Genomic DNA, 13,834 nt, shown 5'->3' on the forward strand with positions numbered 1-13,834 from the left:
CGCCGCCTCAGGCCAGGCCTTCGTCCCTGAGCACGCGCTGCACCGCCGGCCGCGCATTCATGCGTGCGTAATGCGCCGCGACATTGGCCGGCAGGTCCTTCTTCAGCCGCCCGTTCCACCAGAAGGAGACGTAGAACAGCGCGCTGTCGGCGAAGCTGTAGTCGCCGGCGACGTAGTCCTTGCCGGCCAGCGCCCGGTCCACCACGCCGAGCCCCTTGGAGAAGATCTCCTCACCCTTCGCCTTCACCGCCGGATGGTCGGCTTCGCTCGGTGCGTAATTGGCCGGGCGGAAGATGCGGGAGAAGCCCTGCATGTGCAGCGTGGCGACGCAGTAGTCCGTGACCTCCAGCGCCTCCGCCAACCGGTCCGGCCCCTGCGGCAGCAGCCTGGCCTCGGGGTTGCTGGTGGCCAGATAGAGGGCGATGGCGGGGTATTCGGTCAGCACCGCCCCGTTGTCGCGCACCAGCGTCGGCACCTTGGATTTCGGGTTGAGGCCGGTGAATTCCGGCTTGAACTGCGCCCCCCTCCCGGATGTTCAGCAGCACCGGCTCATAGGGCTTGCCGATCTCCTCCAGCAGGACATGGATGCCGATCGAGCAGGCGCCGGGCGCGTAGTAGAGCTTCATGGTGGACGTCCTCCGGGATATGCGCGGGCCGCAGGGTCGGGCAGCCGGGCGGGGCCGGCAAGGGGGGAATCCCGCCCCCGCCGCTTCCGTCCGACCTAATTGAACAGCGAGGAAACCGAGCTTTCCTCGCTGATTCGCCGCATCGCCTCGGCCAGCAGCGGGGCGATCGTCACCTGGCGGATATTGCCGGAAACCCGCACCGCCTCGGTGGCCAGGATGCTGTCCGTCACCGTCATGTTCTCGATCGGCGAGGCGCCGACCCGGGCCACCGCGCCGCCCGAGAAGACGCCATGCGTCACATAGACGCTGACCCCGGCGGCGCCGTTCCTGATGAGCGCCCCGGCGGCATTGCACAGCGTGCCGCCGGAATCGACGATATCGTCGATCAGGATGCAGTGGCGGTCGGCGACATCGCCGATCACGTTCATCACTTCCGAGACGCCGGCGCGCTCCCGGCGCTTGTCGATGATGGCGAGGTCGGTGTTGAGCCGCGCCGCGATCGCCCGCGCCCGGACCACGCCGCCAACATCGGGCGAGACCACCATCAGGTCGCGGCCCTGGTAGCGGTCCCGGATGTCGCGGGAAAACAGCGGGGCGGCAAAGAGGTTGTCCACCGGGATGTCGAAGAAGCCCTGGATCTGCGCGGCATGCAGGTCCATGGTCAGCACCCGGTTGGCGCCGGCGGCGGTGATGAGGTTGGCCACCAGCTTGGCGCTGATCGGGGTGCGGGGGCCGGATTTCCGGTCCTGCCTGGCATAGCCGAAATAGGGGATCACCGCCGTCACCCGCCGGGCGCTGCTCCGCCGCAGCGCGTCCAGCGTGATCAGCAGTTCCATCAGGTTGTCATTGGCCGGGTAGCTGGTGGACTGGACGACGAAGACGTCCTCGCCGCGGATATTCTCGTGAATCTCGACGAAGACCTCCATGTCGGCGAAGCGACGGATGGAGGCGCTGGTGAGCGGCAGGCCGAGCGAGGCCGCCACGGCCTCTGCCAACGGGCGGTTGCTGTTGCAGGCAACGATCTTCATCCCAGGCCCGACCTCTCTTGGCGCATCCCGCGGCGGTGGGCGTCCACTACCCCAGCCGCGGGCGGCGGGATACCGCCGCGCCCCTGGCGGGCGTCCTATCAAGGTGACGTAACCGTGTAAATCGTGGCCGGGTTGCATTCACGGCATGGCAGCGCCGCGCGGGCCGGCCCCGCCGCCGCTTCCCTGCCCTCGCGGGGATTAGCGCCTGACCCGGAATGACCGGACCGGCCTTAACCACTTCGAAAGCCCCATGCGGCAATTCTTGCCGCACCGACGGCAGACCGGCGGAAGGGATGCGACATGCAGGCGCGCTTGCGGCACCAGCATTTGGCCCCATGGCAGGCAGTTCCATGGGCGGCATGATCGCCGGGCTCAAGGCGCTCGGCCCGAAGCGGCTGCTGGCCCTGGCCGGCACCGGCCTCGCCCTGCTCGGGCTCTTGGCGGTGTTGGCGCTGCGGGCCGGGGAGACCCCCATGGCGCCGCTCTATGGCGACCTTGAATCCCGCGATGCGGCCGCGGTGGTGGCGGCGCTGGAGCGGAGCCGCGTGCCCTATCGGCTCTCCGCCGGTGGCACCCAGGTCCTGGCGCCGGTGGACCAGGTGCCGCGGCTCCGGCTGATGCTGGCGCGGGAGGGCCTGCCGGCCGGCGGCGGCATCGGCTGGGAAATCTTCGATCGCGGCGAATCCCTGACCACCACCCCCTTCCAGCAGGACCTGAACCGGCTGCGGGCGCTGGAGGGGGAGCTATCCCGCACCATCCGCGGCCTGGCCGGGGTCCGCAGCGCCCGGGTGCATCTGGTGCTGCCGCGGCGGGAAGCCTTCTCGCGGGAGCGGGCCGAGGCGCAGGCCAGCGTCGTGCTGGCCATGCAGGGGGCGCAGCGGCTGGACCGGGAGGGGGTGCAGGCGGTGCTGCACCTGGTGGCGACGGCGGTGCCCGGCCTCCGCCCGCAAAGCATCTCCATCGTGGACAGCCGGGGCGAGCTGCTGGCGCGGGGCGGCCAGGCGCTGGCCGGGCCGGCCGCGGCCCAGGGCATCGCCCTGTCGCAGGAGGAGATGCGGCGGGCGCAGCAGCTCCGCCTGGCCCGCGCGGTCGAGGAATTGCTGGAGCGCACCTTGGGCCCCGGCCGGGTCCGGGCCGAGGCGACGGTCGAGATGGATTTCGACCGGGTGGAAACCCGCGAGGAGCGTTTCGATCCGGAAAACCAGGTACCCCGCAGCCAGCAGAGCGTGAACGAGCAGAACCGCGGCGCCGAGCCCCAGCCCACCACCGTGGCGAGCAACCTGCCGGGCGGCGAGGCGCCGGGTGGCGGCGGCGCCAGCCAGGAAAGCCGGCAGGAGGAGACCACGAATTTCGAGATAGGCCGCTCCACCCGCAACGTGCTGCGGGAGCATCCGGTGGTGAAGCGCCTCTCGGTCGCGGTGCTGGTGGATGGCGTGGCGGAACCCGGCTCCCCGCCCACCTGGCGGGAGCGCACGCCGGAGGAGCTGGCCCGGATCGGCGCCCTGGTCCGCAGCGCCGTCGGCTTCGACGAGCGGCGCGGCGACAAGGTGGAGGTGGTCTCCATGCGCTTCGTCGAGGAGGCCGCGGCGCCGCCCGAGCCCGCCGGCCCGCTCGGCCTGCCCCTCACCCCGGCCATGCTGACGCGGCTGGCGGAAAGCGCGCTGCTGGCCCTGGTGGCGCTGGCCGCCATCCTGCTGCTCGGCCGGCCGGTGGTCGGGCGGCTCTCGGCGGCCTTGCTGCCGCAGCCGGCGCTGGCCGGCGCCGCGGGGGCCGAGGGCAGGACACTGGCCGGGGAAGCCGCGGCCGCGCTGCCGGGCGGTGGCGACCCGGCGGCGCTGGCCGCGCCGGATGGCCTGGTTTCCCTGGCGCATGTGCAGGGGCAAATGCGCGCCTCCTCGCTGAACGCCCTGGTGCAGTTGGTGGAACACCACCCGGATGAATCACTCGCGGTGCTGCGCCGCTGGCTGAGCCCGCAGGAGGCTGCGTGATGGCGTCCCACCCCCTGTCAGGGCCGCAGAAGGCGGCCGCGGTGATCCTGGCGCTGGGCGACGGGCATGCCGCCGCGCTCTTTGCCCGCATGCACGAGGACGAGATCCGCGACCTCTCCATCGCCATGTCCTCGCTCGGCACCATCCCGGCACCGGTGATCGAGGAGCTGTGCCAGGAATTCGGCGACGAGCTCGGCCAGGCCGGCAACCTGGTCGGCACCTTCGAAAGCACCGAGCGGCTGCTGCTGAAGACCCTGCCGCGCGACCGCGTCTCGCAGATCATGGAGGAGATCCGCGGCCCCGCCGGCCGGACCATGTGGGACAAGCTGGGCAATGTGAACGAGGCGGTGCTGGCGAACTACCTCAAGAACGAATACCCGCAGACCGTCGCCGTGGTGCTCACCAAGGTGCGGCCCGACCACGCCGCCCGCGTCCTCTCCCTGCTGCCCGAGGGCTTCGCGATGGAGGTGGTGATGCGCATGCTGCGCATGGAAACCATCCAGAAGGAGGCGCTGGAGGGGGTCGAGCGCACCCTCAAGGCCGAGTTCATGTCGAACCTGGCGCGCGCCCAGCGGCGCGACGCGCATGAGATCATGGCCGAGATCTTCAACAACCTCGACCGCCAGGCGGAGGGCCGCATCCTGTCGGCGCTGGAGGAACGCAACCGCGATGCGGCGGAACGCATCCGCGGCCTGATGTTCACCTTCGAGGATCTGAGCCGGGTGGATGGGGCCGGGCTGCAGACCCTGCTGCGCGCGGTGGAGAAGGACAAGCTGGCTCTGGCGCTGAAGGGCGCCTCGGAGGGGCTGCGCGAGCTGTTCATGAAGAACCTGACGGAACGCGCCGCCAAGCTGCTGCGCGACGACATCGCCGGCCTCGGCCCGGTCCGGCTGCGCGATGTCGATGAGGCGCAGGCCGCCATCGTGGCATTGGCCAAGGATATGGCGGCGCAGGGCCAGCTCATGCTGCAGGACGGCCGCGAGGAGGAGATGCTCTCGTGAGTCCCCCGGCCACCGGCGCAGGCTTCGAGCCGATGCTCGCCGCAGAGGGCTTCGCCTTCCGGCCCATGCCGCGGGGTGCTGGTGCCCGGGGCGCCCTGGCGGTGCCGGATTTCGACGCGCCGCCACCGCCGCCGGTGCCGGAGATCGACCTCGCGGCCACCGCGGAGGCGGCGGTGCAGGCCCGGCTGGCGGCGGCGCGGGCCGAGGGCTTCGCCGCCGGCGAGGCGGCGGGGCGGCGGCAGGCGGCGGCGGAGCGGCATGCGGCCGAGACGGCGGCGCTGGCCGCGATCGCGGCGGCGCTGGATGGGGCCGCGGCAGCCGCCACCGAGACCGCCGAGGCCGCCGCCGCCGCGCTCGCCGGGCTGCTGCTGGCGGCGCTCGATGCCGCGCTGCCGGAAGCCGCGGCGCGACTGGCACCGGAAGCCGCCGCCAGCCTCGCCACGGCGCTGCGGCCGCTGCTGGAGGAGGCGGTTTCGGTGACGCTCACCGTGGCGGAGGGCTGCGGTGCGGCGTCGGCGGCACGCATCGGCGATGCGCGGATCGAGGTGCGGGAGGATGCGGCGCTCGCCCCTGGCGATGCGCGCGCCTCCTGGCAGGGCGGCGGCGCGGTGCTGTCGCTGGCGGAACGGCGTGGCGCGGTGGCCGAGGTGCTCACCGCGCTTGGATTGCAGGAGGCATGAAGCATGGCCGAACCCGGAAGCTTCGAGGCGATGACAGCAACCGAGGCCGCGACCGCGCGACCCCAGATGGGCCCGACGGCGCGCGAGCTGGAGGCGGTCTACGACATCCCGGTGCAGGTCAGCGCCGTGCTCGGCCGCGCCACCATGCAGGTGTCGCAGCTTTTGAAGCTCGGCCGCGGCGCGGTGGTGGAACTCGACCGCAAGCTGGGCGAGGCGGTGGACATCTATGTCAACAACCGCCTGGTGGCCCGAGGCGAGGTGGTGATGGTGGACGACAACCGGCTGGGCGTGACCATGACCGAGATCGTCAAGGCCGAGCGGCTGGGTTGATGCAGCGGCCGGTGGGAAGGGTTCTGCCATGACACGGGTGCTCATCATCGGCGCGCTGGATGGCGAGCTGGGCCAGGCGGCGCGCATCGCCCAGGCGCGCGGGGCGCGGCTGCAACAGGCGGATGGCGTCGCCGCCGGCCTGGCGCGACTGCGCGCGGAGGGTGCCGATCTCGCGCTCTGCGACCTCGCGCATGATGTCGGCTGGCTGGTGGAGCAACTGGCGGCGGAGCGCATCGCCTGCCCCGTCATCGCCTGCGGCCGCAATGCCGATGCCGCCGCCGCGGTGCGCGCCATCCGCGCCGGCGCCAAGGAATTCCTGCCGTTGCCGCCGGATGCCGAGCTGATCGCCGCCATGCTCCAGGCGGTGGCCGGGGAGCCGGATGCGCCGGTGCATCGCGACCCCGCCATGACGGCGCTGCTGGAACGTGCCGCCCAATTGGCCCGCTCCGAGGCCAGCGTGCTCATCACCGGCGAGAGCGGCACCGGCAAGGAGGTGCTGGCGCGGCACATCCACCGCAGCAGCCGGCGTGCGGGCGGCTCCTTCGTCGCGCTCAACTGCGCCGCGCTGCCCGAAAGCCTGCTGGAGAGCGAGTTGTTCGGCCATGAGAAGGGCGCCTTCAGCGGCGCCGTGGCCGCCCGCAAGGGCAAGTTCGAGCAGGCCGAGGGCGGCACCCTGCTGCTCGACGAGATCGGCGAGATGGACCCGCGCCTCCAGGCCAAGCTGCTGCGCGCCATCCAGGAACGCGAGATCGACCGGCTCGGCGGCACCCAGCCGGTGAAGCTGGATGTCCGCATCCTGGCCGCCACCAACCGCGACCTGATGGCCGAAGTGATGGGCGGCCGCTTCCGCGAGGACCTGTTCTTCCGCCTGAACGTCGTCGGGCTCCGCATCCCGCCGCTGCGCGAGCGGCCGGGCGATATCCTGGCGCTGGCCGAACATTTCGCCGGCCGCTTCGCCGCCGCCAACGGGCTGCCGCGACGCCCGCTGATGCCGGAGGCGCTGGCGCTGCTGCTGGCGCATCCCTGGCCCGGCAATGTGCGGGAGTTGGAGAACACGCTGCACCGCGCCGTGCTGCTGGCACAGGGGGCGGCGATTGCCGCCGAGGCGATCGAGCTGACGCCGCTCCGGCTGGAACGTCCGGCCGAGGTTGCCGTGCCCGCCAGGGCAGCCGCCACGCCGGTTTCCCACCCGGTCAGCGCCCTGGTCGGCCGCAGGGTGGAGGAGGTCGAGCGCGACCTGATCCTGGAAACCCTCACCCACTGCCTCGGCAACCGCACCCGAGCGGCAGAGATCCTCGGTATCTCCATCCGCACGCTCCGCAACAAGCTGCATGAATACCGGGCGCAGGGCGCGCCCGTGCCGGTGGGGCCGGGCCAGGTGGGACCGATGCCGATGCTGCCGCCCGGCTTCTACGCGCAGGGCGGCTAGGCGATGGGCGGGATGGCGCTGCCGGCCTGGCTGGCCCCGGTGCTCGGCCGGTTCCGGCCGGGCGGCGATGTGGTGCTGGCGCTCGGCGTGGTGCTGCTGCTCGCCGTGCTGGTGGTGCCGCTGCCGGTGCTGCTGCTGGATGCGGCGCTGGCGCTTTCCCTGACGCTCTCCGTGCTGGTGCTGATGGTGGCGCTGTTCCTGCAACGGCCGCTGGATTTTACCTCCTTCCCGCAGGTGCTGCTGCTGAGCACCCTGCTGCGCCTGGCGCTGAATGTCGCCACCACCCGCATCATCCTGACCCATGGGCATGAGGGGCCGCAGGCGGCAGGCCATGTGGTCGCGGCCTTCGGCGGCTTCCTGATGGGCGGCGATGTGGTCGTGGGCATGATCGTCTTCGCCATCCTGCTGGTGGTGAATTTCATGGTTGTCACCAAGGGCTCCGGCCGCATCGCGGAGGTCGCGGCGCGGTTCAGCCTGGACGCCATGCCCGGCAAGCAGATGGCGATCGACGCCGACCTCTCCGCCGGCCTCATCGAGGAGGGCGATGCGCGCCGCCGCCGCCGCGAACTGGAGGAGGAAAGCGCCTTCCACGGCGCCATGGACGGCGCCGCGAAATTCGTCCGCGGCGATGCCATCGCGGGCCTCATCATCACCGTCATCAACCTGCTGGGTGGCTTCGCGATCGGCGCGCTGCGGCACGGCATGGCCTTCGGCGACGCCATCACCACCTTCTCGGCACTGACCGTGGGCGATGGGCTGGTCAGCCAGATCCCGGCGCTGCTGATCTCGGTCGCAGCCGGCATCGTCGTCACCAAGGGCTCCGGCGAGGGCAGCGCGGATGAGGCGATCGGCCGCCAGCTCGGCGGCGGCTGGAAGCCGCTGGCGCTGGTGGCCGGCGCCGCGGTGGTGCTGGGGCTGCTGCCGGGCATGCCGCTGCTGCCCTTCCTGGCGCTGGCCGGCGCCGCCGGCGCCACCGCCTGGGCCAAGCGGGAGGCCGCCAACCAGGCCGCCGCCGCGCCGCCACCCCCGCCCGCCCCGATCGGCGAGCCGCCGGTGGCGGAAGCCTTGCGGATGGACCTGCTGCGGCTGGAACTCGGCTATGGGCTGCTGTCGCTGGCAGCCGGCGAGGCGCCGCGCCTCACCGAGCAGATCCGCGCGCTCCGCCGCAGCATGGCGCAGGAGATGGGTTTCGTGCTGCCGAGCGTGCGCATCCAGGACAACCTGGACCTGGCGCCCGATACCTATGTCATCCGGGTGAAGGAGATCGAGGCCGGGCGCGGCCAGCTCCGGCCACCGCTGCACCTGGCCATCGACCCCTCCGGCCAGGTGCCGCTGATGGCCGGCGAGCGCACCACCGAACCCGCCTTCGGACTGCCCGCGCTCTGGATCGAGGAGACGCTGCGGGAGGAGGCGCTGGCCCGCGGCTGCACCGTGGTGGATACGCCCGGCGTGCTGGCCACGCATCTGACGGAGACGGTACGCGAGCACATGGCGGAGATGCTCTCCTTCGCCGAGACGCAGAAGCTGCTGGATGAGCTTCCGAAGGAGCACCAGAAGCTGGTCACCGACCTCATCCCCTCGCAGATCGGCGTCGGCGGGTTGCAACGCATCCTCCAGGCGCTGCTGACCGAGCGGGTCTCGATCCGCGACCTGCCGACCATCCTGGAAGGCGTGCAGGAGGCCACCACGGCGGGCAGCCGCAGCATCCCCGGCATCCTGGCCATGGTGCGCACCCGGCTGGCGCGGCAGCTTTCGGATGCGGCGCGCGGGCCGGCGGGCTACCTGCCGCTGATCGCGCTTTCACCGGAATGGGAGATGGCCTTCGCCGAAAGCCTGGCCGGCCCGCCGGAGGAGCGGCAGCTCGCCATGGCGCCGTCGCGCCTGCAGGAGTTCATGCAGCGGCTGCGCGAGAGTTTCGATGCCGCCGCGGCGGCCGGGGAATCGCCCGTGCTGGTCTGCTCGGGCGGCATTCGCGGCCATGTCCGCGCCATCGTCGAGCGGTTCCGCCCCGCCACCACCGTGCTGAGCCAGAACGAGATCCACCCCCGCGCCCGCATCCGCACCGTGGGGAGCATCTAGCCATGCCCGCCCGTCCCACGCCCGGTCCGGGGGCCTAGCTCCGCATGCGCCTCAAGCTGTTCCACGCGCCGCGGATGGACCTGGCCATGGCCATGGTCCGGGCCGAATTGGGCGAGGAGGCGGTGATCCTCGGCAGCCGGCGCACCGCCGGCGGGGTCGAGGTCACGGCGGCGCGGGAGGCGGCGGAGCCGGTGCTGATCCTGCCGGATCCGCCGCCCGGCACTGCCCCGGCCGCGCCCCCCGGCCCCCGGCCGCACCCGGCACTGGCCCGGCACAACCTGCCGCCCGGCCTTGCCGCCCGGCTCGGCGCGGGCGCGCTGGCGGAGCGGCTGGCAGCCGGGCTCGGCTTCGCCGCGCTGCCGGATGGGCTGGCGCGGCCGCTGCTGCTGGCCGGGCCGCCCGGCGCCGGCAAGACGCTGACCTGCGCCAAGCTCGCGACCCGCGCGGTGCTCGGCGGCGCGGCGCCGCTGGTGGTCACCGCCGATGGCGCCCGGGCTGGCGCGACGGAGCAATTGGCCGCCTTCACCCGGGTGCTCGGCCTGACCCTCGCCGTAGCGCCGCAGCCCGGCACCGTGGCCAAGGCGCTGTCCCGCCGCGCCCCCGGCCAAGCGGCGCTGATCGACACACCGGGCTGCGACCCCTTCGACCCCACCCAGGCAGAGGCGCTGCTGACCCTGGCCCGCGCCGCCAATGCGGTGATCGTGGCGGTGCTGCCCGCCGGGCTCGATCCTGGCGAGGCCACCGATCTGGCGCGGGCCTTCATGGCGCTCGGCGCCCGCCACCTGCTGCCGACCCGGCTGGATGCGGCGCGGCGGCTGGGCGGCGTGCTGGCGGCCGCGGCGGTGGGCCTCGCGCTCACCGAGGCCGGCACCGGCCCCGGCGCCGCGGATGGCCTCACCCCCCCTCACCCCCGAATGGCTGGCGCGGCGGCTGGAGGGCGGCGGGCCATCCCCCGCCCCGGTCGGTTGGGCACAGGAGATCAAGGCATGACCGAGGCGCCTGGACTTCCGGCCTGGCCGGCGCAGGCCCCGCAGGCGCGCGGCAGGCTGCTCGCCATCGCCTCCGGCAAGGGTGGGGTCGGCAAGACCTGGCTGGCCATCAGCCTCAGCCAGGCGCTGGCCCAGGCCGGGCGGCGGGTGCTGCTGGTGGATGCGGATCTCGGCCTCGCCAATGTCGATGTGCAGCTCGGGCTGGACCCGCGGCACGACCTCTCCGCCGTGCTCTCCGGCCGGCTGACGACAGCGGAGGCGGCGATCCGCCACCCGGCGGGGTTCGAGATCCTGGCCGGCTGCTCCGGCTCCGGCGCCCTGGCCGGGCTGGAGGAGCCGGCGCTGGCGCGGCTGCTGCTGGTGCTGCGCGAAGCGGCGGGGCAATGGGACGAGGTGGTGCTCGACCTCGGCGCCGGGCTCGACCGCGGGGTGCGGCGCATGGCGGCAGCGGCGGATACGTTGCTGGTGGTGGCGACCGAGGAGCCCACCAGCCTTACCGATGCCTATGCGGTGCTGAAGCTGCACCGGCAGGACCGGCCCGGCGGCGATGCGCGGCTGGTGGTGAACCAGGCCACCGACCGGGCCGGCGGCGAGCGCGTCTGGCGCAGCCTGGACCGGGCCTGCACCAGCTTCCTCGGCACTGGCCTGGCGCTGGCCGGCATCCTGCGGCACGATCCGCGGGTGCCGGAGGCGATCCGGCGGCAGGCGCCGCTGCTGACACGGCACCCGGCCAGCCCGGTGGCGGGGGATATCGCCACGCTGGCGCAGGGGCTGCTGCGATAACGGTTGCGAATTACCTGCGCAGGCTCAGCGGATCGCCAGGGCATTCCCCGGGCTGCCGATGCCGCCGCGCAGATGCAGCGGCGCGGCGGTGAAGAATCCGGTGTAGCGGCCGGTTGCGGCGCTGTCCTCGGCCAATTCCTCGAAATCGAAGAACTCGCCGATCACCAAGCCAAGCCGGGCGATCGCCCAATGCAGGGTCGGCTTCCACGGGAAATAGGGCCAGACCTCCACCGTCGGGTTGTCGGCGCAACAGGCAGCGATGCCGCTGTCCCAGAGGAAGCGCCACATATCCTCGCCGCCGGAGAGACCGCTATAGTCCTGGCCGCCATTGTTGCCGCGCACCAGCAGGTCGCGGGCGTCCACGTCGGGGGCGGCGCGGAAAGCCTCCAGCCAGCCGGTGCGGATCAGCAGGATATCGCCGGGGCGCAGCGCCACGCCCTGCTGCGCGAGGCAGGCCGCCAGTTCCTCCGCCATGCAGCGGCGGCCGCCGAGCGGCCCCCAGTCGCGCCCGGTGGCGGTGAAGTGACGGCGCAGGTCGGCCAGCACGCAGCGCCCGGCGATGCCGTGCCGCAGCGCCTTGTCGATGCCATTGCGGCTTGCCGCGCCATGCACCACGGCGCTGACCGGGGCGTGGTTGTAGAAGCCGTGATAGGGATCGGCGAAATGCGACAGCCCATCCCATTGCGTGCTGCCCTGCAGCCAGAATCCGTCCAGCCGGTCGTCCCGGGTGACGCGGCCGGGGCGCTCATCGGCCACCAGGGTCGGCGCGGGCGCGGCGCGGCGGCGGTGCGAGCCCTGATGGGTGGCGCCGAAGGGCTCGTCCAGCGGCAGGTTCAGGTTGAAGCGGCGGCCCTGCCGGATCTCCCCGGCCGCGGCGGCGACCGTGGCATCGGTGATGCGGTTGAGGGTGCCCACCTGGTCGTCCGGACCCCAGACGCCCCAGGCGAGGGGCAGGCCGGACTCGTCCTGGGGACGCGGAAGGTCATCGTAGCGCGGTGCCATGGGATGCATCATATCGGCATGGCGGCGGTGCGCCAGGGCGCATCGCGGGAACAGGGGAGCACGGCCGGAGATGGGCGAAGGACAAGGCAGCATGCGGCGTGACATCGCCTTCCAGGCCGAGGGCTGCACCCTGCGCGGCTGGCTCTATCTGCCGGCGGGCGCCACCGGTCCCTTCCCTGCCGTGGTCATGGCGCATGGCTTCAGTGCCGTGAAGGAACAGGCACTGGACCGCTATGCCGAGGTCTTCGCCGGCGCCGGCCTGGCCGCGCTGGTCTTCGACAATCGCGGCTTCGGTGCCAGCGAGGGCGAGCCGCGGCAGGAGGTGGACCCGGTGCGGCAGATCCGCGACTGGCGCCACGCCATCAGCTTCGCCCGGACCCTGCCGGAAGTGGATGCCGCCCGCATCGGCATCTGGGGCAGCAGCTACAGTGGCGGGCATGTGCTGGTGCTGGGCGCGGTGGACCGGCGGGTGCGCTGCGTGGTGGCCCAGGTGCCGACCATCAGCGGCTGGACCACCGCCAGCCGGCGCACTGCCCCGGACCGCATGGCCACCACCCTGGCGCGCTTCGACGCGGACCAGGAGGCGCGATTCGCCGGCGCCGCGCCGGCGATGATCCCGGTGGTGGCGGAGAAGCCGAATGCCCCCTGTGTCCTGCCCGGCGCCGAGGCGCATGCCTTCTTCACCGCCCCCGGCGCCCCCGCCTGGCGCAACGAGGTGACCTTGCAGAGCGCCGCCATGTCGCGCGAATACGAACCCGGCATCTGGGTGCCGCGCATCGGCCCGACGCCGCTGCTGCTGCTGGTGGCCGAGGCGGATACCGTGACCCCCGCCGATCTCGCCCTGGAAGCCTATAACCAGGCGCTGGAGCCGAAGCAGCTGGTGCTGCTGCCGGGCGGGCATTTCGACCCTTATGGGGCGCAGTTCGATGCCTCCAGCGGTACGGCGCGCGACTGGTTCGTGCGGCATCTGCGGCCCCGCGGCCAGGGATGACCTCCGCCTTGCGTGGCTGGCTGCATCGCCTGGGCCTCCGCCCGCCCGCCCTGCCCCAGCCTGCGGCGCGAAGCCTGCGGCAGGAGGGCTATTGCTATCTCGGCGGCCAGCGGGCCCTGGCGCTGACGCATCGCGGCGACAAGATCTTCCTCGACACCAGCGACCTCGGCCTGACGCCGCATATCGCCATGCACGGCATCTGGGAATCCGACGTGGAGGCGGTGCTGGAACGGCTGCTTCGCCCCGGTGACAGCGTGGCCGAGGTCGGCGCCAATATGGGCTATCACACCCTGGCCATGGCCCATGCGGTCGGCGCCGCCGGCCATGTGCATGCCTTCGAGGCCAATCCGCATGTGCTGCCGCTGCTGCGCGCGACGGTGGCGGTGAACGGGCTGGCGGCGCGGGTGACTGTGCATGGGGAGGCGGCGCTCGACCAGGCTGGCATGCTGGAGTTCAGCAGCGATCCCGACCATGCGGGCAGCGGCCATTGGGCCCTGCCGGGCGAAGCCGCCAACTACTCCCGCCGCACCACCGTACCGGCCGTGACCCTGGATTCGGCACTGGCCGCAGCAATGCCGGAGATGCATCTGCTGCGGATGGATGCGGAGGGCAGCGAGCCGCAGGTGCTGCGCGGCGCGGAAGGGCTGATCCGCCGCTCGCCGCGGCTGCGGATCGTCAGCGAATGGTCGCCGCCGATGATGGCGGTGCGGGCCGATCTGCCGGGGCTGGTGGATTGGCTGGGTGCGCTGGGATTCCGCTTCTGGCGCATCGGCGCCGCCGCCAGGCTGGAGCCGGTGCCGCCGGAGGCGCTGGCCGGGCTGCCGCATGGCGAACTGGTGATGGCGCGGGCGCTGCCGGAATAGCGAAAGGGGCGGTGGGTTGCCCCACCGCCCCTTTCAGAACCCGGC

12 protein-coding genes are annotated in these 13,834 nt (G+C 72.7%); 9 read left to right on the top strand and 3 right to left on the bottom strand.

What is annotated here, in order from left to right:
• Positions 1-7 precede the first annotated feature (7 nt).
• Together KSF81_RS30215 and KSF81_RS20610 are read right to left on the bottom strand one after the other, a co-directional pair.
• Complete coding sequence (locus tag KSF81_RS30215; RefSeq protein ID WP_309139640.1) at positions 8-475, bottom strand: glutathione binding-like protein; 468 nt, start codon at positions 473-475, stop codon at positions 8-10.
• Between the two features lie 246 nt (positions 476-721).
• Complete coding sequence (locus tag KSF81_RS20610) at positions 722-1,654, bottom strand: ribose-phosphate pyrophosphokinase (RefSeq protein WP_217380549.1); 933 nt, start codon at positions 1,652-1,654, stop codon at positions 722-724.
• Positions 1,655-1,989: 335 nt separating this feature from the next.
• On the opposite strand from KSF81_RS20610, the gene fliF reads away from it, so the two are divergent.
• The 7 genes from fliF to KSF81_RS31625 are packed head-to-tail and all read left to right on the top strand — an operon-like array spanning position 1,990 to position 10,933.
• Complete coding sequence (gene fliF / locus KSF81_RS20615; RefSeq protein ID WP_254453659.1) at positions 1,990-3,642, top strand: flagellar basal-body MS-ring/collar protein FliF; 1,653 nt, start codon at positions 1,990-1,992, stop codon at positions 3,640-3,642.
• Positions 3,642-4,643 carry a flagellar motor switch protein FliG gene (gene fliG, locus KSF81_RS20620; RefSeq protein ID WP_217380550.1) on the top strand — a complete coding sequence of 334 codons (1,002 nt, stop codon included), beginning with the start codon at positions 3,642-3,644 and terminating at the stop codon, positions 4,641-4,643. Before fliF ends, fliG begins: the two co-directional genes overlap by 1 nt.
• A complete protein-coding gene (locus tag KSF81_RS20625; RefSeq protein ID WP_217380551.1) occupies positions 4,640-5,323 on the top strand; it encodes a hypothetical protein in 684 nt (227 codons plus the stop codon). Before fliG ends, KSF81_RS20625 begins: the two co-directional genes overlap by 4 nt.
• 30 nt (positions 5,324-5,353) lie before the next feature.
• On the top strand, positions 5,354-5,653 hold the full coding sequence (gene fliN, locus KSF81_RS20630) for a flagellar motor switch protein FliN (protein WP_217381794.1): 300 nt from the start codon (positions 5,354-5,356) through the stop codon (positions 5,651-5,653).
• Between the two features lie 28 nt (positions 5,654-5,681).
• The gene (locus KSF81_RS20635) at positions 5,682-7,082 is read left to right on the top strand and encodes a sigma-54 dependent transcriptional regulator (protein ID WP_217380552.1); all 1,401 of its coding nucleotides are present in this window, start codon (positions 5,682-5,684) and stop codon (positions 7,080-7,082) included.
• A gap of 12 nt (positions 7,083-7,094) precedes the next feature.
• On the top strand, positions 7,095-9,161 hold the full coding sequence (gene flhA, locus KSF81_RS20640) for a flagellar biosynthesis protein FlhA (RefSeq protein WP_217380553.1): 2,067 nt from the start codon (positions 7,095-7,097) through the stop codon (positions 9,159-9,161).
• Between the two features lie 44 nt (positions 9,162-9,205).
• On the top strand, positions 9,206-10,933 hold the full coding sequence (locus tag KSF81_RS31625; RefSeq protein ID WP_217380554.1) for an AAA family ATPase: 1,728 nt from the start codon (positions 9,206-9,208) through the stop codon (positions 10,931-10,933).
• Positions 10,934-10,957: 24 nt separating this feature from the next.
• Here the strand turns inward: KSF81_RS31625 and KSF81_RS20650 are convergent, their stop codons facing one another.
• A complete protein-coding gene (locus tag KSF81_RS20650; protein ID WP_217380555.1) occupies positions 10,958-11,935 on the bottom strand; it encodes a cyclase family protein in 978 nt (325 codons plus the stop codon).
• Between the two features lie 91 nt (positions 11,936-12,026).
• Here KSF81_RS20650 and KSF81_RS20655 point away from each other — a divergent pair, with 91 nt between their 5' ends.
• Both KSF81_RS20655 and KSF81_RS20660 read left to right on the top strand, forming a co-directional pair.
• Positions 12,027-12,926, top strand: coding sequence for an alpha/beta hydrolase (locus KSF81_RS20655; RefSeq protein ID WP_217380556.1), 900 nt, complete (start codon positions 12,027-12,029; stop codon positions 12,924-12,926).
• A gap of 8 nt (positions 12,927-12,934) precedes the next feature.
• Positions 12,935-13,789: an FkbM family methyltransferase gene (locus KSF81_RS20660; RefSeq protein WP_217380557.1), complete on the top strand. Its 855-nt coding sequence runs from the start codon at positions 12,935-12,937 to the stop codon at positions 13,787-13,789.
• Positions 13,790-13,834: the final 45 nt, after the last annotated feature.

The organism is Siccirubricoccus sp. G192, from assembly GCF_019084075.1.
Taxonomy (GTDB): domain Bacteria; phylum Pseudomonadota; class Alphaproteobacteria; order Acetobacterales; family Acetobacteraceae; genus G192.

Excerpts from the sequence above, each read along its gene's own strand:
- KSF81_RS20655 (WP_217380556.1), top strand. The coding sequence starts at position 12,027 with ATGCGGCGTGACATCGCCTTCCAGGCCGAGGGCTGCACCCTGCGCGGC.
- KSF81_RS20650 (WP_217380555.1), bottom strand. The coding sequence starts at position 11,935 with ATGGCACCGCGCTACGATGACCTTCCGCGTCCCCAGGACGAGTCCGGC.
- KSF81_RS20610 (WP_217380549.1), bottom strand. The coding sequence starts at position 1,654 with ATGAAGATCGTTGCCTGCAACAGCAACCGCCCGTTGGCAGAGGCCGTG.
- fliF (WP_254453659.1), top strand. The coding sequence starts at position 1,990 with ATGGCAGGCAGTTCCATGGGCGGCATGATCGCCGGGCTCAAGGCGCTC.
- fliG (WP_217380550.1), top strand. The coding sequence starts at position 3,642 with ATGGCGTCCCACCCCCTGTCAGGGCCGCAGAAGGCGGCCGCGGTGATC.
- fliN (WP_217381794.1), top strand. The coding sequence starts at position 5,354 with ATGACAGCAACCGAGGCCGCGACCGCGCGACCCCAGATGGGCCCGACG.
- KSF81_RS20635 (WP_217380552.1), top strand. The coding sequence starts at position 5,682 with ATGACACGGGTGCTCATCATCGGCGCGCTGGATGGCGAGCTGGGCCAG.
- KSF81_RS31625 (WP_217380554.1), top strand. The coding sequence starts at position 9,206 with ATGCGCCTCAAGCTGTTCCACGCGCCGCGGATGGACCTGGCCATGGCC.
- flhA (WP_217380553.1), top strand. The coding sequence starts at position 7,095 with ATGGCGCTGCCGGCCTGGCTGGCCCCGGTGCTCGGCCGGTTCCGGCCG.